This is a genomic window from Halobacterium yunchengense (genome assembly GCF_037031165.1).
Classification (GTDB): domain Archaea; phylum Halobacteriota; class Halobacteria; order Halobacteriales; family Halobacteriaceae; genus Halobacterium; species Halobacterium yunchengense.
Genome location: NZ_JAYEZL010000006.1, coordinates 1 through 18,856, shown reverse-complemented (window position 1 = coordinate 18,856; position 18,856 = coordinate 1). Strand labels below are relative to the sequence as shown.

Genomic DNA, 18,856 nt, shown 5'->3' with positions numbered 1-18,856 from the left:
AAGTACAGTGCCAGTGTCGTTCGACCGCTTCGGGACCCTCGTCGCCGCCGAGCGCCCGAGAGCCCCCGCCAGCGCCGTGGCGGCCGCCCTCCGCGAGCGCGGCGTCGCCGTCCCCGACGACTGGGCTGTGGCGTACCGCGAACCCCACGCGGACGTCCCGCCGGGCGCCGAGCGCTCGCTGCCCGCGCACGTCGCGGACGCGCTCGAGAGCCGCGGCGTCGACGCCGCCGCGGGCGTCGTCGAGGACGCGACGCTCGCCGCGTTCGACCGGCCGGTCCAGCGCCGCGACGGCGCGCGCGCCGCAGTCGGCGCCGCGGGCGACCGCGGCCCCGTCGCCGTGCTCTCGAACTGCAGCGTCCCGGGGCTCGTCGAGCGCGCGCTCGACCGCGCGGGCCTCGACGGCGCCTTCGACGCGGTCGCCGCGAGCGTCGACTGCGGCTGGCGGAAGCCCCACGAGCGGTCGTTCCGCGCCGTCGCGGCCGCGCTCGACGCCGAGCCGCGAGCGCTCGTGCACGTCGGCGACGACCCCGAGACCGACGGCGGCGTCGAGTCAGTGGGCGGTCGAGCGGTCCTCCTCCCGGAGACCCCACTCGAGTCCGTGCCGGCGGAACTGGAGGGAGCGCCGTGTCGCTGACGGCGGCCGCGGCCGTCGCCGCCGCGTTCGCGCTCGAGGTCGCCGCGGCCGAACCCCCGACTCGAGTCCACCCCGTCGCGTGGCTCGGGCGCGCCGTCGCGCCGTTCGACCGCGAGTGGCGCCGTCCGCGGGCCGTCGGCGTCGCCGCGGCAGTCCTCGTCCCCCTCCTGGCGGCCGGCGCGACCGCCGGCGCCGTCGCACTCGCCGCCCGCGTCGACCCCCGGCTCGCCGCCGCCGCGGCCGGCGTCGCGCTGTTCAGCGCCACCAGCCTGCGGATGCTCCTCGAGGAGGCCGGCGCCGTCGCCGCCGCGACCGACTCGGACCTCGCCGCCGCTCGCGACCGCCTGCGGTCGCTGGCCGGCCGGGACGCCAGCGCCCTCACCGCCGGCGAGGTCCGCAGCGCCGCCGTGGAGAGCGCCGCCGAGAACCTCGCGGACGGCCTCGTCGCGCCCCTGCTCGCGTTCGCCGTCGGCGCCGCCGTGTCGCTGTCGGTCGCCGCGGCGGCCGCCGCCTGGGTGAAGGCCGTGAACACGCTCGACTCGATGCTCGGCTACCCCGACAAGCCAGTCGGCACCGCGAGCGCGCGCCTCGACGACGCCGCGATGTGGCTGCCGGCGCGGCTCGCCGCCGCGCTCGTGGCCGCCGCCGCCCGCGACCCCAGCGCGCTCGCTCGCGCTCGCCGCCAAGCGGCCGCGCCGCCGTCGCCGAACTCGGGGTGGCCGATGGCGACGCTCGCCGCCGCGCTCGAGGTCCGCCTCGCCAAGCCGGACAGCTACGACCTGCCGCTCGGCGCCGGCCTCCCGGCCGTCGGCGACGCCCGCCGCGGCGTCCGCGTCGTCGGCGCCGCCGGCGTGCTCGCGTACGCGCTCGCCGCCGCCGGTGCCGCCGCGTCACAGGGGGTGGTGGCGTGGTCGTAGCGGCCGTCCGGGGCGCGCTCGGGTTCCTGACGCGGCTGCCCGTCGGCCACAGCGAGTCCGCGTGGGCGGCGTTCCGCGCGTCGCCGTGGGCGTTCCCGCTCGCGGGCTACGCCGCCGGCGGCCTCGTCGCCGTCCCCTTCCTGCTGGTCGCGACCGCCGCCCCGCCGCAGACGGTCGCCGCCGCGTACCTCGTCGCCGTGCTCGCGGTAACGGGCGTCAACCACCTCGACGGCGTCGCCGACGTCGGCGACGCGGCGGTCGTCCACGGCGACGCCGCGGACCGGACGGCAGTCCTCCGGGACACGACCGTCGGCGTCGGTGCGGCCGCCGCCGTCGGCGTCGTCCTGCTGGCGCTCGCGCTCGGCGCGCTCGGCGTCGCCGCGCTCCCGCTCCGGGCCGCCGTCGCCGTCGCCGTCGCCGCGGAGGTCGGCGCGAAGGCCGGGATGGCCGTCGTCGCGTGCCTCGGCACCGCCGCCCACGAGGGGTTCGGCTCGCAGTTCACGACCCGCGCCGGCGCCGACGACCTCCCCGGCGTCGCCGCGGTCGCGCTGCCCGCCGCCGCGCTCGCCTGGCCGACGCCGGCCGCCGCCGCGGCGCTGGGCGGCGCTGTCCTCGCTTGCGTGCTCGCGCTGGCGTGGCTGGGCCGCCTGCTCGGCGGCGTCAACGGCGACGTCTTCGGCGCGGTGAACGAACTCGGTCGGGCGGTCGGCCTCCACCTGGGGGTGGTCGCGTGGACGCTCTCCTGATGTGCGGCGGCCGCGGCACGCGCCTCGACGCCGCCGTCGAGAAGCCGCTGTTCCCGGTCGCCGGAACGCCGATGGTCGACCGCGTCCGCGACGCGCTCGCGGCCAGCCGCGTCGACGCCGCGCACGCCGTCGTCTCGCCGCACGCGCCGGCGACGCGGGACCACCTCGCCGGCGACCTCCCCCTCGTGGAGACGCCCGGCGACGGCTACGTCGAGGACCTCCGCGTCGCGCTCGAGGCCGTCGAACCGCCCGTGCTCACGGTCGCCGCCGACCTCCCGCTGCTGGACGGCGAGGTCCTGGACCGCGTGCTCGACGCCGCGGGCGGCTCGACGAGCGTCGCGGTGCCGGCGGCGCTGAAGGAACTGCTCGGCGCGAGCGTCGACGGCGACGGCGCGTGGGTGCCCGCCGGCGTGAACGTCGTCGCCGACGACGAGGACGCGCTCCAGCGGAGCTACGACGCGCGCCTCGCGGTGAACGTCAACCGCCGCGCGGACGCCGCGGTCGCCGAGCGCCTGCTCGCGGCGCGGACCGACACGCACATCGACCCCGCGGCCGAGGACCGGACCGATGGACCCTGACGCAGTCCGGGGCGCCGACCGCGTCCCCCACGGCGGCAGCGACGACGCCTCGGTGCTCGACTTCAGCGCGAACACCAACCCCCGGACGCCGCCGGGCGTCCGCGAGGTCTACGAGGACGCGCTCGCCGCCGCCGAGCGCTACCCGGACGACGACTACCCGGACTACCGGCGAGCGGCCGCCGCGTACGCCGGCTGCGACCCCGGCCAGGTGGTGCCGACGCCCGGCGGCCTCGCGGCCATCCGCCTGGCCGTCGAGACGCGCGTCGAGCGCGGCGACAGCGTCCTCGTGCCCTCCCCGAGTTTCGGCGAGTACGCGCGCGAGATCGCACTCCAGGGCGCAGACCCGTCGTTCGTCCCCAACGACGAGGTCCTCGAGGCGGACCCCGCCGGCCACGCGATGGCGGTGGTCTGCAACCCCAACAACCCGACGGGCGACCTGTACGACGCAGGGGCGCTCCGGGCGTTCGCCGACCGGTGCCGCGACGCCGGGACGGAGCTGCTCGTCGACGAGGCCTTCCTCGGGTTCACCGACGCGGACTCGCTGGCCGGCGAGCCCGGAGTGGTCGTCGCGCGCTCGCTCACGAAGCTGTTCGGCCTGCCCGGGCTGCGCGCGGGCTTCCTCGCCGCGACCGGCGAGCGCCGCGCGGACTGTGCGACCGCGCGCCGCGCGTGGAACCTCGGCACGCCGGCGGCGGCGGTCGGCGCGCACGCGATGCGCCAGGACGAGTTCGTCGCGGAGACTCGCGCGCGCGTCGCCAGCGAACGCGACCGACTCGGGGCGGCGCTCGCGGGCGACTTCGACGTCCACCCCTCGGACGCGCCGTTCCTCCTCCTGGACGTCGGCGACCGGGACGTCGCCGGCCTCGCTGACGCGGCGCTGGACCGCGGCGTCGCCGTCCGGGACGCGACGACGTTCCGCGGCCTCGACTCGCACGTCCGCGTCGCCGTCCGCACGCCCGGGGAGAACGACCGCCTGCTGGAGGTGCTCGCGGATGTTTGAGACCGCGGTGCGCGAGGGCGTGCTCCGCCTGGAGCGCCCCGGCTCGCGGTGGCTGTCCACGGGCTGGGACGGCGGCCTCGCCGCCGCCGACCGCGCGTTCAACGTGACGGTGCCCGAGGGCTGGAACCCCGAGGACCTCGACGCGTACGTCGCCGACCGCCTCGCGGACGCGGGCTTCGACCGGCCCGCCGGCGCCCCGGTCCTCCTCACCGGCGTCGCACAGCGCCACGCTCGCATCGCACGCTGCGGCCCCGCGGCCGCCGTCGCGACCGCCGGCGTCTCCAACCCCGCCGCGCTCCCGATGGACCCCGAGGGCGGCACGCTCCCCGAAGCGCCGACCGCCGCCGCTGGCACGGTGAACGTCTTCGTCGGGACGACCCGCGCGCTCGGGGACGCCGCGCTCGCGAACCTCGCGACGGTCGCCGCGGAAGCGAAGGCCGCGACGCTGCTCGACGCCACCGGGTTCCCCGGAACCACGACGGACGCGGTCGTCGCCGCCTGCGACCTGTCCGGCGAACCGGCGTCCTACTCGGGGAGCGCGACGCGCGTCGGAGCGGCCGCCCGGGCGTGCGTCCGGGACGCCGTCGCCGCGAGCGTCAAGAGCCGGTACGGCGACGAGGACCCGCCGTCGTCGGTCGCTGACGCCAGCCACGGCGTCACTACGGACGTCGAGGCCGACGTCTCGACGCCCGACCGCCGGCCCTGATTCTGTATTGCGCCATGGAGTTTATCGGGGCGTCGGAGCCGGCGAGAGCCCCGAAATCAGTACGTTAAATTGGCTGGCAGGCTGACTCCCGTCTATGGCTCGCGAACTCGACCACGAGTGCCCGGAGTGCGGCGAGGAGCGGACGTTCTACCGCGCCGCGGCCACCAACCTCCACCTCGGCCTGAAGACGAAGTGGTACTGCCCCGAGTGCGGCTACGGGTTCGTCCGCATCGACGGCGACATCGACTCCTCGGCGACCGCGTAACCACCGCTCCGGAGTACGGCGCATCACTGCCCCGGAGTACCGCGCCTCACCGCCCCGAGTACCGCGCCTCACCGCCCCGTAGCCCACGCTCGACTCCCGGCCGCCGAGCGGGGTCTGCCCCAGCAGGACACGTCCCAGCAGTCACTGCCCGGGGTGGCAGCGGCGGCAGGCCAGTCGCTCACCGCCTCGGCCAGTCGGGCACCGACCGCGTACCCGTCCAGCGGACTTCTGGCGAGCGCACGTATTGCGTTCGGGGCAACTCCGCCCAGGCGGCGTCGGTTCCCGGACCAGACCACCCCGACCCGGTCTGAGCGCCATTTTCTGCGAATTGACTACGCGCGCGTGACGGCCGTTCCCAGCGACGCGGTCGCGCCAGCTGGTCTCGGAGACGCGATCGTCCCGGGTTCTTCTGCCCTCCCGTCGGTCGCGGGGCTCTCCGCGTAACAGTCGCTGGCTGCCGCGGCGGTCGGCCACCGCGGCAGCGCCGCGTTCACCCGTCCCGCCCGAAGACGAGACCAGGAGGCCGGACCCGACGCCGGAGAACGAGACCGCGAGGCCGAGCCGACCCCGAAATCCGACGATAGAGTGGCGGAATCCGGCCCAGTCCTGCGGTTCTAGCGCGGCGACGGCCGTTCCGACGAGAGCCCATAAACCGCATTCGGAGATATAGAATCCGGTCTCGTGCGCGAGGTCGGGCGTCGAAGCGGGCGTCCGAGGCCGTCACGCGCTCCGTCGACGACGTGAGGCGGCCCAGCGACGGCCGCGGACGGCCAGCGTCGTCACGACGTAGGCGGCGATGGCGGTGAGGACGATGGCGCCGCCGGCGGCCACGTCGAACTGGTAGGAGAGCGTGACGCCGACCAGGGTCGCGACCTGAGCGACGCCGACCGCCGCCGCCATCGCGCGCTTGAACCCGCGGACGTGCGCGACGGCGGCGACGGGGACGACGAGCATCGCCGCGACAAGGATCACGCCCATGATCTGCATCGCCGCGACGACGACCACCGCGGTCAGGACGGCGAGCAACTGGTTGTACCGCGCGACGTCGAGGCCGGCGGCGCGCGCGCCGACGTCGTCGAAGGTGGCGTAGACGAGCGGGCGGTACGCGACCGCGACCACGCCGACGACGACCGCGGTCATCGCGACGAGCACGCCGACGTTCGCCCGGGTGACGGTGGCGAGACTGCCGAACAGGTAGGCGTCGACGCCGACCGCGATGCCGCCGTCCGCGGCGGTGACGAGGACGCTCCCGAGCGCGAACGACCCCGTGAGCACGATGGCCATCGAGGTGTCCCGGTAGGCGCCCGCGTGGTCGACGAGCGTCTGCACGAGCAGCGCGGCGAGCACCGCCGCGGCGAGCGCCGTGGCCAGCGGCGGGAGCGCCGTCTCGAGGACGGCGTTCGCGAAGAGGCCGGCGGCGACGCCGGCGAACGCGGAGTGCGCGAGCGCGTCGCCGATCATCGCCATCTCGCGGTGCACGAGGAAGCTCCCGACGAGCGGGCCGACGACGGCGACGCAGACGCCGGCGAGGTACGCCTGCTGCATGAACGAGAGCGCGAGCAGGTCCGCGCCGGTCGCGGCGGCGAGGACGTCGAACCCGCTCCCCCAGGCCGCGAGCAGCGTTTCGAGGGCGGCCGCACCGCCGGCGGCGGCGGCAGCGGTGACGACGGCGACCACGAGGAGGGCGGCGGTCAGGGGGGACGGCGTGCGGACGGCAGCCAGGGGGGGCGGAGTGCGGGCGCCGGACATCAGTGGTCGTGGCGGACGACGTGCTGGTCGGCCCCGTACGCGTCCGCGAGCGCGTCCGTCTCGACGAACGACTCCGGGTCGCCGTGGAAGTACAGGCGGCGGTTCAGGCACGCGATCGCGCTCGCGTGCGCGGTGACGACGCCGACGTCGTGCTCGACGAGCACGACCGTGAGGCCGTCGTCGTTGAGCTCGGCGAGGAGGCCGTAGAACGCCTCCCGGGACTCGGCGTCGACCCCCGTCGTGGGTTCGTCGAGCGCGAGCAGGTCCGCGTCGGCGGCGAGTGCGCGCGCGATGAACACGCGCTGTCGCTGGCCGCCGGAGAGCCGGCCGACGCGGCGGTCGGCGAGGTCCCGGACGTCGACGCGGTCGAGGGCGTCGTCGACGGCGCGGCGGTCGTCGCCGCCGAACCGCCCGAGCGGGACGTGCGGGTACCGGCCCATCCGGACGACCTCGCGGACGGTGACCGGCATCTCGCCGTTCGCGGCGGCGGCGTCCTGGGGGACGTAGCCGACGCGTTCGCCGTCGGCGAAGTCGTGGGCGGGTTCGCCGAACAGCTCGACGCTGCCGGCGTCGGGCCGGCGCAGGCCGACCATCAGTTCGAGGAGGGTCGTCTTCCCGGAGCCGTTCGGACCGACGAGCCCGAGGAAGTCGCCGGCCTCGACGTCCAGCGTGACGCCGTCGAGCACCGGCTGGTCGGCGTAGGCGAACGACGCGTCCGCGACGCTGACGACCGTCATTGCGCCTCCAGTGCCCGTTCGAGCGTCGGGAGGTTGACGCGCTCCATCACGTCCAGGTACCCCCAGCCGCCGTCCCGCCACTCGTCGGTAACGCCCGGCATCGCGGTCAGCGGCAGGACCGCCTCGAGGTCGGTCTCCTCGAGCAGTTTCTCGGCGGCCCGCTGGGACTCCAGGGGGTCCGCGCAGACGTACTCGAGGCCGTGTTCGTCGACGACCGACTGGGCGTGCGCGAGGTCTCTCGTGGTCGGCTGGTCGTCGGGCGCGATGCCCGTCAGCGCCTCCACCTGCACGCCGTAGCGCGCGCCGAGGTACTGGAAGGAGTCGTGTCCGGCGACCAGCAGGACGTCCCGGTCGGCGTCCTCGACCGTCGCCCGGAGGTCGTCGTGGAGCGCCGCGAGGTCCTCGCGGAACGCGTCGGCGTTCTCGCCGTACGCGTCCGCGTTCCCGTCGTCGACGGCGACGAATCCGGCCCGGACGGCGTCGACGGCGTCCCGGAGCCGGAGGGGGTCCATCCAGAAGTGCGGGTCGTGGGCACCGTGGGCGTGGCCGTCGCTGTGCTCGTCGCCGTGCTCGTCCCCGTGTTCGTCGTGCTCGTCGCCGTGCTCGTCCCCGTGTTCGTCGTGCTCGTCGTGTTCCTCGTCGCTGTGCTGGTCCCCGTGTTCCTCGTCGTGACTGTCGTCGTGTTCGTCGCCGCGGTCGTGACTGCTGCCGGCTTCGAGGAGGTCGACGTCGGCGGTGACGTCGACGGCGTGGACGTCCGCGCCGTCGGCGTCGAGTTCGCCGCGGACGTCGTCGACCCACGGCTGGAAGTCCGGCGGACCGTGCACGAGCAGGTCCGCGGTCTGGACGTCCTCGCGGACGCTAGGGCCGGGCTCCCAGCCGTGGCCGTGCTGGCCGGTCGGCACGAGCAGTTTCGCCTCGGCGGCGTCGCCGGCGACGCGTTCCGCGAGCGTCCCGAACACGAAGAAGGACGCCTGTGCGGTCGTTCCCGCGTCGTCGCCCCCGCCGCCGGTGTCGCCGAGGCAGCCGGCGAACGTGCCGCCGACCGCCGCCGTTGCCGCCGTCGCGACCAGCTGTCGTCGCGTCATCTCCATCTGTGTTACTAACGAATGCCCCGGTTCTATTAATTCTTGTTTTTCTAGTCGAACTAGATAATAATCCGACGGGCGCGGGCGGCGGCCATCGCTGTCGGGGGCCAAACACCTAACTACGTCCGCGTCGTCACCACGGCTGCAATGGCAGAGTCCAGTGGTCGTTTTTGCCACGAGCAGTTCTGAGGCATCGAGTCCCGCCGACAGCGACGACCTGACGGCGCTCCCGCCGAGCGCGAAACTCGTCTACAAGGTCCTGGAGTACCACGCGCCGCTCACGCAGTCCGAGATACGGGACCGGACGCGGCTGTCGAAGCGGACGACGCGCCACGGCGTCTCGCTGCTGAAAGACGCCGACCTCGTCGAGGAGCGCGTCTACGTCCCGGACGCGAGAAAGCGCATCTACGAGCCGCGGGTGGTCGACTGAGCCCGCCGGGACCGCCGGCGGCTCACGCGTCGGGGACCGCCGCGAACCCGTCGACGGGGATGACCGAGTAGTCGACCGTGATGGTGTCCTTCGTCGCGCGCACGCGGCCGACGAACTCCGAGATCTCCTCGAGTTCGCCCTCGAGGATGAACAGCTCCATGCAGTAGTGGTTGCCGACGTGGTTGTGGACGTTCGACGTCACGAGCCCCTCGTACTCGTGGCGGAGGTTCATCATGCGCTCCTCGACGGTGGAGTTCTCGTAGCTGAACAGGACCGTGACGACGCCGATGAGCCGGCGGTCCTCGAGCTGTTTGTCCTCGAACTCGCCGAGGAGGTTGCGCGCGGCCTCCCGCACCACCTCGCTGCGGCCCGTGTAGCCGTGGTCCTCGGAGAACTCGTCGATGCGCTCCAGCAGTTCGTCCGGCATCGAGACGCTGACGACGGTCATGTAACAACCAAACGGGAATAGAATATTAAGGATTATTATTTTCGGCCGCAGCACGACAGCGAGTATCGCCGCGTTCCCGTCGACGGCGACTGGACGACGGCGCTCTCGGGGGCGCGGACCCGCCGCGAAATTATTTCCGCTATCTCCGGGCGGCCGGGTGCAACAGCCAATAATCGCACGTGGACGACTGCTTTTGCGTCGGCGACGCCTACCATCGCTCGTGAGCCAACGCATGTCACTTCCGCACACCTCCGACCGGCTCGACACGCCACTGCTCGTGGCGGGGACGCTGCTCGTCCTCCTGAGCCTCGCTGCGGCGGCCTGGATGCTCAGCGTCGGCGACGTCGTGACGGCGGCTGGACTCGGGCTGCTCGTCGCTGCCGGTCTGTTGCTGACCGGTATCGGTCTCTCGCCCCACGCGGCGACGCACTGACACGCGTTTCTGGCCGCTCGTCCCGTCCCACCCCCATGCACGGCCAACACGGTACGTCGGTAGTCAGGTGGCATCGAAAACCCGGGAGCTGTGGCGCCGGCCCTCGCCGCCGCGGCCCGGAGGTACCTGGCCGTGCCTGAGGACGCCACCGCCGACGTGGCGACCTGGATGCTCGTCCTCTCGGGCGTCGTCGTCGCCTTCCTCGTCGGCGTCGGCCTGCTCCAGCTATCGCTCACCGGGGACGTCGGCTCGTTCGCCCGCGACCTCGGCATCGCCGTGGTGCTCGTGGCGTTCGGCGCCGGGTTCTACCGGAAGTGGCACGACGCGTAGGCGGCCTACGCGTACGACTCCTCGTCCTCGACGGGGCCGCTGAACGCCGAGTACAGCACGACGAAGTAGGACGCGACGAGCGGCAAGAGCAGTCCCGCACCGATCGTCGTGAGGTTCAGCGGGACCGTGGACACGATCGCCGCCTCGACGGTGCGGCCGGTCACGGGATCGATCTGCGGGTACAGCAGCGTCGCGACGAGCGCCGCGAGACCGTACACCTGGCCCGCGACCGCCGCGAACGCGACGTAGTGGCGGCCGGCCCGGCCGGCGAGCAGGTGGACGCCGGCCAGGAGCGCCGTCAGGCCGAGCAGGCCCAGCGTCGGTAGCGCGAACAGACTGACGTGGGGTGTCGAACGACCGCCGACGGCCAGGGCGGCGACCGCCAGCACCAGGTAGGCGACCTGTGCGAGGTGGCCGAGCGGTCGGGTTTCGAGCCGGACGTCGCCCCGCGTTTTCAGTCCGAGGTAGGCGGCCCCGTCGACGACAGTGAGCGCGACGACGGCGAGGCCGACGAGGACGCTCGCGAGCGAAGCGCCGCCGTCGACGCCGAACAGCCAGTTGCCGACGAACACGCCGAGGAAAAAGGGGGACGCGATGCTCCCGACGACGAACGCCCGCCCCCAGTGGCGCTGCCACTGTTCGTCGTGGCGCTGCTCGTACATCTCGGGGGCGAGACCGCGGAGGACGAGCGCCGCGAGGATGGCGAACATCAACAGGTAGTGGCGGCTGAACAGGTCGGCGTACACCGCCGGGAAGACGGCGAACAGCATCCCGCCGAAGACGACCAGCCACACCTCGTTGCCGTCCCAGAACGGCCCGATAGCGGCCAGTAACTGCTCGCGTTCGCGGTCGTCGTCGCGGGTCGCGAACAGCGCGCCCACCCCGAAGTCGAACCCGTCCAGGAACAGGAACGTCCCGAGGACGGAGAAGACCAGCCCGAACCACAGCCGGTCGAGCGGGAGGCCGAACAGCGGCCCGTCGGCCAGTGCGAGCGGCGCGAGGGCTGCCGGGTCAGTCATCGCTCGCGACCACCTCCTCGGTGCCTGACGCGTCGCGCTCGGGTGTCGGTGGCCGGGTCGGGGCCTCCTCGCGGACGAGCCTGACGACGACGTACCAGTAGAGCACGAGCAGCGCGCTGTAGACGCCGACGAACCCGGCGAGCGTGGTGAGCGCCTCGGCCCCGGTCAGTCCCGGTGAGACGCCCGCGTGGGTCTTCATGACGCCCTGGATGACCCACGGCTGGCGGCCGACCTCGGTGACGATCCAGCCCAGTTCGACGGCGAGAATCCCCAGCACGGAGGAGCCGACCAGCGCCTTCGCCAGCAGGTCGTCCTCGAACAGTTCCCCACGGTACCAGCGGTAGCCGCCCCAGAACGCCAGCAGGACGAACCAGACGCCGAGGCCGACCATCGCCCGGAACGCCCAGAACACGACCGCGACCGGGGGGCTCTCGGCGGGGAGGTCGTTCAACCCCGTGATCTGCGCGTCCGGGTCGCCTCCGCTGGCGAGCAGCGACGCGACGAACGGGACCTCGACGACGAACAGGTCCTCGGCGTGGGGGTCGGTGACGTCTTCGAGGCTCGTCGGGAACGCGAGCAACTTCAGGCCGACCGAGGAGCGGGTGTCGTACTGGGCCTCCATGGCGGCGAACTTCTGGGGCTGCGTGTCGGCGACGTGGCGGCCGTACGCGTCGCCGTGGACCGCCTGGAACGGAGCGGTGACGAGCAGGACGGCGAGACCGGCTTTCATCGTCTTCCGCCAGAACTCCGTGTCCCGGTTCGTCCAGACGTAGTAGGCCGCGACGCCGGTGAGGAACAGCGCGACCGACAGCACGGCCGCGTTCTGCATGTGGACGTACATCCACGGGAACCGGGGGTTGGCGTAGGCGGCCACCGGGTCGACGAGCGTGACGACCGGCTGGCCGCTCTCGTGTGCCATTTCGAACCCGCGCGGCGTCTGCATCCAGGAGTTCGCGACGAGGATCCAGACCGCCGACAGCCACGTCCCGAGGCCCACGAGGACGCTGGACAGCATGTAGAGGCGGTCGCTGACCCGGTCGCGGCCGAACACGAAGATGCCGAGGAACGTCGCCTCGAGCATGAACGCCATCATGCCTTCGATGGCGAGCGGGCCGCCGAACAGTTCGCCGGCGGCCGTCGAGAACGCCGCGAAGTTCGTGCCGAACTCGAACTCGAGGACGATGCCCGTCACGGTGCCGACGACGAACGAGATCGCGAAGACCTTCGTCCAGAAGGCGCGGAGCTGTTCGTACACCTGTTCGTCGGTCCGTATCTCCTTCCACGTGAAGTAGATGAGGAAGGGCGCCAGGCCCATGCTCATCACCGGGAAGATGATGTGGACGATCGTCGTCACCGCGAACTGGAGTCTGCTGGCGATGACCGGGTCAATCATTGGTAGGATGTCCTCGGAGTCGGGCGGCGGCCGTCAGCGCGCGGCCACGGCCCGTGCGGAGCGGTTGGAGCGTCCCTGTTCCGTTACTGTTCGCGCGTCACGAACCACCAGTCGTAGTAGTCCGTGTCCTCGCGGTCGGCGACTTCGGCTTTCCGTGCTTCGGCGTCGGCCTCGGTGCCGGGCGGGGAGAGGAGGACGCGGTCACCGAACGTCTCGTTGTTCGGCCAGTCGGCCGGTGCGGCGACGCCGTCGGCGTCGCTGGTCTGGAGGGCCCGCAGCGAGCGGAGGACCTCGTCGATGTTCCGTCCGATCTCCATCGGGTAGGTCAGGCGCAGGCGGACGACTCCGTCGGGGTCGAGGACGAAGACGCTCCGGACGGTCGCCGTCCCGGCGCCCGGGTGGAGCATGCCGAGTCGTTCGGCGACCGCTCCCTGGTCGTCGGCGACGATGGGGAACTGGATGTCGACGTCGAGGTTGTCGCGGATCCACTCCGTCCACTTGATGTGCGAGTGGACGCGGTCGACCGAGAGCCCGAGCAGTTCGGCGTTCAGCTCCTCGAACTCCTCGCGGCGCTGCTCGAAAGCGACGAACTCGGAGGTGCAGACGGGGGTGAAGTCGCCGGGGTGGCTGAACAGGACGAGCCACTGGCCCTCGTAGTCGTCGGGCAGCGTCCGCTCGCCCATGCTCGTCTCCACTGTCAGCGCCGGGAACTGGTCCCCGATGCCGGGCGTCGGTACCGTCGCGTCGTCGGTCGCGGGTTCTCGCTGTGTCATCCCGTTCTCCAGTTGGGCCCCGCCACACTTAGTTCGCGTACTACGAACTATTTTTTCGTATTCTGTAACCACATTTCCGTGAACGCGACACGATTTCCGGTTGTTCCGGTTCCGGGTGCCCGCGACGGGCCCCGCCCGGTCGTCGGGTCAGTCCTCCGCGTCCGCCTCCAGGCTGCCGAGACCGCGGGCGGCCGCCAGCAGGCGGCCGAGTCCGCGCCTGACGTCGGCGTCGAACAGCGCCCGGAACAGCCCGAAGAGGCCGACCGGCTGGGGGTCGTCCGCTGCCAGCCCCCCCATCGTGGCGTCGACGGCGTCGGTGACCTGTGGGTCGCCGAGCGTCTGCACGAGCGCGACCATGTTGTTCGCGTTCCGGCCGAGCTCGTACATGTCGACGTCGTTCTCGGCGTGGGCGTCCGCGAAGCCGGCGGCGGCCATCCGGAGGTCGCGGATGACGTTCCGGTTGTCCCGGGCCACGTCCCGCAGTTCGGGCGTCAGGTCCATCGCGAGGTCGTGGGTCGCGTCGAGGAGGTCCAGCAACTCCGCGAGCGTGTCGGCGTTCTCGCCGAGCCGTTCGAGCAACACCAGCGTCTCCTCGCGCTCGACGGCCGCGCGGAGGCGTTCGACGACCGCCCGGTTCTCGCGGACGGCGACCCGCAACTCCGGCACGAGGTCGTCGGCGAGGTCCTTCGAGGCGGCCAGCACGTCGAGCAGTTCGACGAGCGTGTCGGCTTCCTCGCCGACACGCTGGAAGAGCACGAGCGTCTCCTCGCGCTCGAAGGCCACGCGGAGGTCGCGGATGGGTTCGCGGTTCTCCCGGACGGTCTCGCGGAGCTCCGGGGTCAGGTCCGCGGCGAGCTCCTCGGTCACCGCCAGCAGCCGGAGGAGTTCCGCGAGTTCCGCCTCGTTGTCCTCGATGGCCCTGGCCAGCTCCGATTCGTCGTCCAGCGGGTCGGTCGCGTCGGCGGACCGGTGTTCGCTTGCCATGGTCACGGGAGGGGGTCGTAGCCGCGCAGCCAGGCGTCCCAGTAGAAACTCGGGAGGACGTCGACGTCCATGATCCAGTTCAGCCGGCTCTCGACCGGCGCGGAGATGCTCTCCTCGTAGTCGAACTCCGCGACCATCGCCTTGCCCTTCCTCGTCAGCAGCGGACAGGCAGCGTACCCCTCGTAGGCTGCGGTCTGTCGCTTGTCCGCCATGTGCGCCGTGAGGTTGTCGAGGACGACGTGGGACTGCTTGCGCGCGGCCGCGGCGGTCTTGGCGTTCGGCGTGTCCGCCCCGTCGCCGAGCGCGAACACGTCCTCGTACTCCGTGTGCTGGAGCGTGTGCTCGTCGACGGTGACGTACTCGCCGTCGGTCAGCGGCGAGTGCTCGGTGAGGGGTTCCTGCCCGTACTGGGGCGGGACCGGCGCGTACAGGTCGTACTCCTGCGTGTCGCCGTCCGTCGAGTGGATGACCTGTGCCTCGTGGTCGATCTCCGCGACCTCGAACTCCAGGTTGGCCTCGATGCCGCGGTCGGCCCAGATCTCCTCGAGTTTCTCGCGGTACGGCGAGACGCCGAACACGGCGTCGCTGCCCTTGGTCATGACGACGTCGACGTCGTCGCGGATTCCCCGCCGGCGGAAGTAGTCCTCGGCGAGCATCGTCATCTTCAGCGGCGCGCCCCCGCACTTGATCGAGGTGTCCGGCACCGAGACGACGAACGTCCCCGACTCGAAGTCCTCGAGGGCGTCACGCAGCCCCATCGCGGCCTCGAAGTGGTAGAACGGGTATACCGCGTCCGTCTCCTCCCAGCCCTCGAGCATGCCGGGCGTGGCCTCGGGCGCGAGCCGGTGGCCGAGCGCGACGACGAGGTAGTCGTACGAGAGGTCGCCGTCCCCGAGCGCGACCGTCTTCTCGTCGGGGTCGACGCCGGTGACCTCGTCGTGGACGAACTCGACGCCGTCGCGGAGCAGCCCGCGGACGTCCCGGAACTGGTCGTCTGGCTCCATGTACCCGAACGGGAGCAGGTAGAACGACGGCTGGTACGCGTGTTCTGTGCTCTTGTCGACGACGGTGATTTCGGCGTCGGTGCGGTCCAATCGGCGGTCGAGCATGTTGGCGGTCATCGTTCCGCCGACACCAGCACCGAGCACCACTACGTGGTCCATATACGTTCGTGTTAGTCGGTCGGATACCTGAACGCTGAGGTAGCTACCACAATGTCGAAGACCTCGGCGGCCCGGACGCCTCGCGGAAAAGATTGCGGGGAGTTCGCGCCGCGTCGGGTACAGCCGTCACTGCCGCGTGTCGGCGTCCACCGGCGCGTGTCGGCGCTCCCTGACGCGTGTCGGCGCTCCCTGACGCGTGTCGGCGTCCACCGGCGCGTGTCGACGCCCACCGGCGCGTATGAGCGTCCACCTGCCGCGTGTCGACGCTCCTAGCGCGTGTCGGGTCCGCTTCGTGCGGGCGTCTGCGCTACTCGCCCGCGTCGCCGGTCGTCGCTTCCTCCCACGACGAGGCGTCGAAAAACGACTGCAGCGCCAGCAGGACGCCGACGTACGTGCCGACGGCGACGAGGACGACCGGCACGACGAGCGCGAGCACCAGCTCGCCGGCGCCACTGGCCGCCAGGGCCGGGAGCGGGTCGGTCACTGGTCCTCCGAGTCACAGGTCTCGACGGGGACGTCGACGAGGTTCCCCCACTCCGTCCAGGACCCGTCGTAGTTCGCGACGTTCGGGTACCCGAGCAGCTCCGAGAGCGCGAACCAGACCAGCGCCGAGCGCTCGCCGACGTTACAGTAGACGATCACGTCGTCGTCCTCCTCGACGCCCGCCTCGGCGAACGGCCGTTCGAGCGCGCGCTGGTGCTCGAACCGCCCGCAATCCCGGACCACGCTGTCCCACTCGATGTTGACGGTCCGGGGGATGTGACCGCTCGCGCGCGCGGGCGCCTCGGCGTCCCCGCAGTACTCCTCCCGCGGCCGCACGTCGATGATGGCGGTGTCCTCCGAGAGGGCGTCCTGGACGTCCTGCCGGTAGGCCCGGATGCGGTCGTTCGGGGGGTGTGCCTCGTACTCGACTGGCGTGACCGACGGGGTCGTGCTCGTCGTCGGGTAGCCGTTCTCCGTCCAGTACCGTTTTCCGCCGTTGAGCAGGCGGACGTCACGGTGTCGGTAGTACTTGAGCGTCCAGTAGACGAACGCCGCGAACTCGTTGTACCCGTCGCTGTAGAGGACGACCGTGCTGTCGGGCGTGACGCCTCGCTCGCCCAGCAGGGTTTCGAGGCGACGGGCGTCCGGGATCGTCCGCGTGCCGGCGTCGAGGAAGTCCGTCCGCGGGTCGAGTTCGACCGCGCCGGGGATGTGTCCGTCCTGGTACTGCGTCGAGACCTCGACGAGGCGGAAGTCCGGGTCGTCCGCCTCGAACTCCGCCAGCCGTTCGTCGGCGCTGTCCGGCCTGACCAGCGCCGTCTCGGGGTAGCCGATCCGGTCCGAGCCGAGCGAGCGGTGGCTGATGCTGTAACACGTCTGGCGGCCGTCGTGCAGCGCCGGCGCCGTTTCGACCAGTTCCGCCTCCTCGAGTTTGGTGAGCCCGTATCGCGCCGTCCGCGAGGACAGCAGCGTCTCCTCGGTGATCTGTTTCAGGGTCATCGACCCTTCCCGGGACAGCGTCTTGTAGATGAACTTCGAACTCGGCGGCAGGTCCACCAGGGCCTCCTCCGCGCCAGAATTTTGTGCCATCCTTACAATACTATCTAAGGGATTGCGGTTCAAGACATTACTGGTACGATTCGCGAAAGAGCGAGGGCGTTGGCGAAAATCTGGCGTAGTGGACCGCTCCGCCCGCCTCGAGTTGCGGAAATTATTTCCCGGTCCTGCGCTCCCGGGCCGGAGCGGCGGATTCTAGCACCAATTTTCCTCCCCGCTCGAACCGTTTTACGTGTCCTGTCTATACAATACTGTGAAGATGGTCGAGACAATCACTGCGGAACAGCTGCGGGACACGATCGACGCCGGGGAGGACTTCGTCCTCTTCGACACCCGGTCACCGGACAGCTTCGCCGACTGGCACATCGCCGGCGCCCGGAACGTCGAGTACAGCAGCTCCGAGGACGAACTCGTCGGCGAGTTCGACCCGGACGACCTCGACGCCGGAGACACCGTCGTCACCATCTGTGCGACGGGCAACTCCGCGAGCAGCTTCGCCGAGTACCTCGAACGCGAGGGCCACGCCCACGACGTCAAGACCGTCGAGGGCGGCATGGAGGCCTGGAGCATGGTGTACGACGTCGTGCCGGTCGCCACCGCGAACGACGACCTCGTCGTGCTCCAACTGCAGCGCCGCTCGAAGGGCTGTCTGGGCTACGTCGTCGGGTCGAAGACCGCCGGCGAGGCCGCGCTCGTCGACGTGACTCGCGCCACCGACGAGTTCCTCGACGCTGCCAGCGAACGCGGGCTGGAGGTCACGCGCGTCCTCGACACGCACATCCACGCCGACCACATCTCGAAGGGCCGGGAGCTCGCCGACCGGCTCGGCGTCCCCTACCACCTCGGTGCGCCCGCCGAGACGCGGGACCCGAACTTCGAGTTCGACCCCATCGAGCCCAACGACGTCGTCGAACTCGGCGACGTGGAGATCAAGGCCGTCCACACGCCCGGCCACACCACCGGCATGACCTCGTACCTCGTCGACGACGAGGCGCTGCTCACCGGCGACACGCTGTTCGTCGAGTCCATCGGCCGCACCGAACTCCAGTTCGCCGACCAGGACGCCCGCGACGGCGCCCGAATCCAGTACGAGACGCTGCACAAGGTCGTCATGACCGAGCCCAACGACGTGAAGATCCTGCCGGGCCACTTCTCGGTCACCGACGACGGCGAGTACATCGACGTGACGCCCGGCCAGCCGATGTTCTCGACGGTCGGCTACCTCTGGGAGAACAACGAGATCCTCCGGCTGGACGAAGACGAGTTCGTCGAGCACATGTTCGAGAACCTCCCGTCGAAGCCGCCGAACTACGAGGACGTCATCGCGACCAACGCCGGCGAGTACCAGCCCGAAGACGACGACGAGGAGACCGAACTCGAACTCGGTCCGAACCGCTGTGCCGCCACCGCCGACAGCGCCGTCGCCGACGACTGACACCCCACCCACCCACTCACCATGTTCGGAATCGGATCCCTCTCCGGGAACGCGCAAGCGGTGACGCTCGTCGGTATCGTGCTCGTCGAAGCCGTCGTCCTCTACGTCGTATACGGCGCACTCGAACGGGCCTTCGGCGAGTACTTCGTCGGGCTACTGCGGGGTGAATGACGGTGGAGCTGTTCGGGATGAGCGTCGCGCTCGTCGGCACCTTCACCGGGTTCGGCCTGCTCATCGGCATCCTGTTCGGCTTCTTCGGCATGGGCGGGTCGTTCCTCGTGACGCCCGCGCTGATGGTGATGGGCTACGATGCCGACGTCGCGGTGGCCTCCGGGCTCGCGTTCGTCTTCGGGACGTCGGTGATCGCGACGCTGAAACACCGCGACCTGGGGCAGGTCGACTACAAGCTCGGCGTCCTGATGATCGCCGGGACCACCGCCGGCATCGAAGTCGGCAAGATCGGCCTCCACGCCCTCCAGGCGATGGGCC

24 protein-coding genes are annotated in these 18,856 nt (G+C 71.5%); 13 read left to right on the top strand and 11 right to left on the bottom strand.

Annotated elements, in window-relative coordinates; all coding sequences use genetic code 11:
* The first annotated feature begins 7 nt into the window (after nucleotides 1-7).
* From U5911_RS14300 to U5911_RS14270, 7 genes are all read left to right on the top strand, one after another.
* A complete protein-coding gene (locus U5911_RS14300; RefSeq protein ID WP_336037733.1) occupies nucleotides 8-634 on the top strand; it encodes an HAD family hydrolase in 627 nt (208 codons plus the stop codon).
* Nucleotides 625-1,551, top strand: a complete 927-nt coding sequence (locus U5911_RS14295) for a CobD/CbiB family cobalamin biosynthesis protein (protein ID WP_418771543.1) — start codon at nucleotides 625-627, stop codon at nucleotides 1,549-1,551. Before U5911_RS14300 ends, U5911_RS14295 begins: the two co-directional genes overlap by 10 nt.
* Nucleotides 1,542-2,297, top strand: coding sequence for an adenosylcobinamide-GDP ribazoletransferase (gene cobS, locus U5911_RS14290; protein WP_336037732.1), 756 nt, complete (start codon nucleotides 1,542-1,544; stop codon nucleotides 2,295-2,297). The genes U5911_RS14295 and cobS overlap by 10 nt, the downstream gene beginning before the upstream one ends.
* The gene (locus tag U5911_RS14285; RefSeq protein ID WP_336038084.1) at nucleotides 2,297-2,875 is read left to right on the top strand and encodes an NTP transferase domain-containing protein; all 579 of its coding nucleotides are present in this window, start codon (nucleotides 2,297-2,299) and stop codon (nucleotides 2,873-2,875) included. The genes cobS and U5911_RS14285 overlap by 1 nt, the downstream gene beginning before the upstream one ends.
* Nucleotides 2,865-3,875 (top strand): threonine-phosphate decarboxylase CobD, encoded by a 1,011-nt coding sequence (gene cobD / locus U5911_RS14280; protein ID WP_336037731.1) that lies wholly within the window; start codon nucleotides 2,865-2,867, stop codon nucleotides 3,873-3,875. The genes U5911_RS14285 and cobD overlap by 11 nt, the downstream gene beginning before the upstream one ends.
* On the top strand, nucleotides 3,868-4,581 hold the full coding sequence (locus U5911_RS14275) for an adenosylcobinamide amidohydrolase (protein ID WP_336037730.1): 714 nt from the start codon (nucleotides 3,868-3,870) through the stop codon (nucleotides 4,579-4,581). The genes cobD and U5911_RS14275 overlap by 8 nt, the downstream gene beginning before the upstream one ends.
* 94 nt (nucleotides 4,582-4,675) lie before the next feature.
* On the top strand, nucleotides 4,676-4,846 hold the full coding sequence (locus U5911_RS14270) for a DUF7838 family putative zinc beta-ribbon protein (RefSeq protein ID WP_336037729.1): 171 nt from the start codon (nucleotides 4,676-4,678) through the stop codon (nucleotides 4,844-4,846).
* Nucleotides 4,847-5,566: 720 nt separating this feature from the next.
* Here the strand turns inward: U5911_RS14270 and U5911_RS14265 are convergent.
* Genes U5911_RS14265 through U5911_RS14255 form a run of 3 tightly spaced genes read right to left on the bottom strand, consistent with a single transcriptional unit; the run spans nucleotide 5,567 to nucleotide 8,426 of the window.
* Nucleotides 5,567-6,595 (bottom strand): metal ABC transporter permease, encoded by a 1,029-nt coding sequence (locus U5911_RS14265; protein WP_336037728.1) that lies wholly within the window; start codon nucleotides 6,593-6,595, stop codon nucleotides 5,567-5,569.
* Nucleotides 6,595-7,332: a metal ABC transporter ATP-binding protein gene (locus U5911_RS14260; protein WP_336037727.1), complete on the bottom strand. Its 738-nt coding sequence runs from the start codon at nucleotides 7,330-7,332 to the stop codon at nucleotides 6,595-6,597. Before U5911_RS14260 ends, U5911_RS14265 begins: the two co-directional genes overlap by 1 nt.
* Complete coding sequence (locus U5911_RS14255) at nucleotides 7,329-8,426, bottom strand: metal ABC transporter substrate-binding protein (RefSeq protein WP_336037726.1); 1,098 nt, start codon at nucleotides 8,424-8,426, stop codon at nucleotides 7,329-7,331. The genes U5911_RS14260 and U5911_RS14255 overlap by 4 nt, the downstream gene beginning before the upstream one ends.
* A gap of 154 nt (nucleotides 8,427-8,580) precedes the next feature.
* Between U5911_RS14255 and U5911_RS14250 the strand changes: the two genes are divergently transcribed.
* Nucleotides 8,581-8,850, top strand: a complete 270-nt coding sequence (locus U5911_RS14250; protein WP_336037725.1) for a MarR family transcriptional regulator — start codon at nucleotides 8,581-8,583, stop codon at nucleotides 8,848-8,850.
* 22 nt (nucleotides 8,851-8,872) lie between these two features.
* Here the strand turns inward: U5911_RS14250 and U5911_RS14245 are convergent, their stop codons facing one another.
* On the bottom strand, nucleotides 8,873-9,298 hold the full coding sequence (locus U5911_RS14245; protein ID WP_336037724.1) for a CopG family ribbon-helix-helix protein: 426 nt from the start codon (nucleotides 9,296-9,298) through the stop codon (nucleotides 8,873-8,875).
* A 220-nt stretch (nucleotides 9,299-9,518) separates the two neighbouring features.
* Between U5911_RS14245 and U5911_RS14240 the strand changes: the two genes are divergently transcribed.
* The gene (locus U5911_RS14240; RefSeq protein ID WP_336037723.1) at nucleotides 9,519-9,731 is read left to right on the top strand and encodes a hypothetical protein; all 213 of its coding nucleotides are present in this window, start codon (nucleotides 9,519-9,521) and stop codon (nucleotides 9,729-9,731) included.
* 132 nt (nucleotides 9,732-9,863) lie between these two features.
* Nucleotides 9,864-10,061, top strand: a complete 198-nt coding sequence (locus tag U5911_RS14235) for a DUF8073 family membrane protein (RefSeq protein WP_336037722.1) — start codon at nucleotides 9,864-9,866, stop codon at nucleotides 10,059-10,061.
* A gap of 5 nt (nucleotides 10,062-10,066) precedes the next feature.
* Here U5911_RS14235 and cydB read toward each other — a convergent pair whose 3' ends face one another.
* The 7 genes from cydB to U5911_RS14200 all read right to left on the bottom strand — a co-directional run bounded on the left by cydB (nucleotide 10,067) and on the right by U5911_RS14200 (nucleotide 16,965).
* A complete protein-coding gene (cydB, locus tag U5911_RS14230) occupies nucleotides 10,067-11,080 on the bottom strand; it encodes a cytochrome d ubiquinol oxidase subunit II (protein ID WP_336037721.1) in 1,014 nt (337 codons plus the stop codon).
* Nucleotides 11,073-12,473 carry a cytochrome ubiquinol oxidase subunit I gene (locus tag U5911_RS14225; protein WP_336037720.1) on the bottom strand — a complete coding sequence of 467 codons (1,401 nt, stop codon included), beginning with the start codon at nucleotides 12,471-12,473 and terminating at the stop codon, nucleotides 11,073-11,075. Before U5911_RS14225 ends, cydB begins: the two co-directional genes overlap by 8 nt.
* 83 nt (nucleotides 12,474-12,556) lie before the next feature.
* Nucleotides 12,557-13,246: a peroxiredoxin gene (locus tag U5911_RS14220; protein WP_336037719.1), complete on the bottom strand. Its 690-nt coding sequence runs from the start codon at nucleotides 13,244-13,246 to the stop codon at nucleotides 12,557-12,559.
* 147 nt (nucleotides 13,247-13,393) lie between these two features.
* Nucleotides 13,394-14,230, bottom strand: coding sequence for a DUF1641 domain-containing protein (locus tag U5911_RS14215; RefSeq protein ID WP_336037718.1), 837 nt, complete (start codon nucleotides 14,228-14,230; stop codon nucleotides 13,394-13,396).
* A 2-nt stretch (nucleotides 14,231-14,232) separates the two neighbouring features.
* Nucleotides 14,233-15,393, bottom strand: a complete 1,161-nt coding sequence (locus U5911_RS14210; RefSeq protein ID WP_336037717.1) for an NAD(P)/FAD-dependent oxidoreductase — start codon at nucleotides 15,391-15,393, stop codon at nucleotides 14,233-14,235.
* A gap of 307 nt (nucleotides 15,394-15,700) precedes the next feature.
* Complete coding sequence (locus U5911_RS14205; RefSeq protein ID WP_336037716.1) at nucleotides 15,701-15,877, bottom strand: hypothetical protein; 177 nt, start codon at nucleotides 15,875-15,877, stop codon at nucleotides 15,701-15,703.
* Nucleotides 15,874-16,965, bottom strand: a complete 1,092-nt coding sequence (locus U5911_RS14200; RefSeq protein WP_336037715.1) for a rhodanese-like domain-containing protein — start codon at nucleotides 16,963-16,965, stop codon at nucleotides 15,874-15,876. The genes U5911_RS14205 and U5911_RS14200 overlap by 4 nt, the downstream gene beginning before the upstream one ends.
* Nucleotides 16,966-17,191: 226 nt before the next feature.
* On the opposite strand from U5911_RS14200, the gene U5911_RS14195 reads away from it, so the two are divergent.
* The 3 genes from U5911_RS14195 to U5911_RS14185 all read left to right on the top strand — a co-directional run.
* Nucleotides 17,192-18,367, top strand: a complete 1,176-nt coding sequence (locus tag U5911_RS14195; RefSeq protein WP_336037714.1) for an MBL fold metallo-hydrolase — start codon at nucleotides 17,192-17,194, stop codon at nucleotides 18,365-18,367.
* A 21-nt stretch (nucleotides 18,368-18,388) separates the two neighbouring features.
* Nucleotides 18,389-18,538: a DUF7512 family protein gene (locus tag U5911_RS14190; RefSeq protein ID WP_336037713.1), complete on the top strand. Its 150-nt coding sequence runs from the start codon at nucleotides 18,389-18,391 to the stop codon at nucleotides 18,536-18,538.
* Nucleotides 18,539-18,540: 2 nt separating this feature from the next.
* On the top strand, nucleotides 18,541-18,856 hold a 316-nt coding region (locus U5911_RS14185; RefSeq protein ID WP_336038083.1), incomplete at its 3' end, for a TSUP family transporter.

Excerpts from the sequence above, each read along its gene's own strand:
- U5911_RS14260 (WP_336037727.1), bottom strand. The coding sequence starts at position 7,332 with ATGACGGTCGTCAGCGTCGCGGACGCGTCGTTCGCCTACGCCGACCAG.
- U5911_RS14200 (WP_336037715.1), bottom strand. The coding sequence starts at position 16,965 with ATGGCACAAAATTCTGGCGCGGAGGAGGCCCTGGTGGACCTGCCGCCG.
- U5911_RS14270 (WP_336037729.1), top strand. The coding sequence starts at position 4,676 with ATGGCTCGCGAACTCGACCACGAGTGCCCGGAGTGCGGCGAGGAGCGG.
- U5911_RS14210 (WP_336037717.1), bottom strand. The coding sequence starts at position 15,393 with ATGGACCACGTAGTGGTGCTCGGTGCTGGTGTCGGCGGAACGATGACC.
- U5911_RS14275 (WP_336037730.1), top strand. The coding sequence starts at position 3,868 with ATGTTTGAGACCGCGGTGCGCGAGGGCGTGCTCCGCCTGGAGCGCCCC.
- U5911_RS14245 (WP_336037724.1), bottom strand. The coding sequence starts at position 9,298 with ATGACCGTCGTCAGCGTCTCGATGCCGGACGAACTGCTGGAGCGCATC.
- cydB (WP_336037721.1), bottom strand. The coding sequence starts at position 11,080 with ATGACTGACCCGGCAGCCCTCGCGCCGCTCGCACTGGCCGACGGGCCG.
- U5911_RS14265 (WP_336037728.1), bottom strand. The coding sequence starts at position 6,595 with ATGTCCGGCGCCCGCACTCCGCCCCCCCTGGCTGCCGTCCGCACGCCG.
- U5911_RS14195 (WP_336037714.1), top strand. The coding sequence starts at position 17,192 with ATGGTCGAGACAATCACTGCGGAACAGCTGCGGGACACGATCGACGCC.
- cobD (WP_336037731.1), top strand. The coding sequence starts at position 2,865 with ATGGACCCTGACGCAGTCCGGGGCGCCGACCGCGTCCCCCACGGCGGC.
- U5911_RS14255 (WP_336037726.1), bottom strand. The coding sequence starts at position 8,426 with ATGGAGATGACGCGACGACAGCTGGTCGCGACGGCGGCAACGGCGGCG.
- U5911_RS14220 (WP_336037719.1), bottom strand. The coding sequence starts at position 13,246 with ATGACACAGCGAGAACCCGCGACCGACGACGCGACGGTACCGACGCCC.
- U5911_RS14285 (WP_336038084.1), top strand. The coding sequence starts at position 2,297 with ATGTGCGGCGGCCGCGGCACGCGCCTCGACGCCGCCGTCGAGAAGCCG.
- U5911_RS14215 (WP_336037718.1), bottom strand. The coding sequence starts at position 14,230 with ATGGCAAGCGAACACCGGTCCGCCGACGCGACCGACCCGCTGGACGAC.
- U5911_RS14225 (WP_336037720.1), bottom strand. The coding sequence starts at position 12,473 with ATGATTGACCCGGTCATCGCCAGCAGACTCCAGTTCGCGGTGACGACG.
- U5911_RS14190 (WP_336037713.1), top strand. The coding sequence starts at position 18,389 with ATGTTCGGAATCGGATCCCTCTCCGGGAACGCGCAAGCGGTGACGCTC.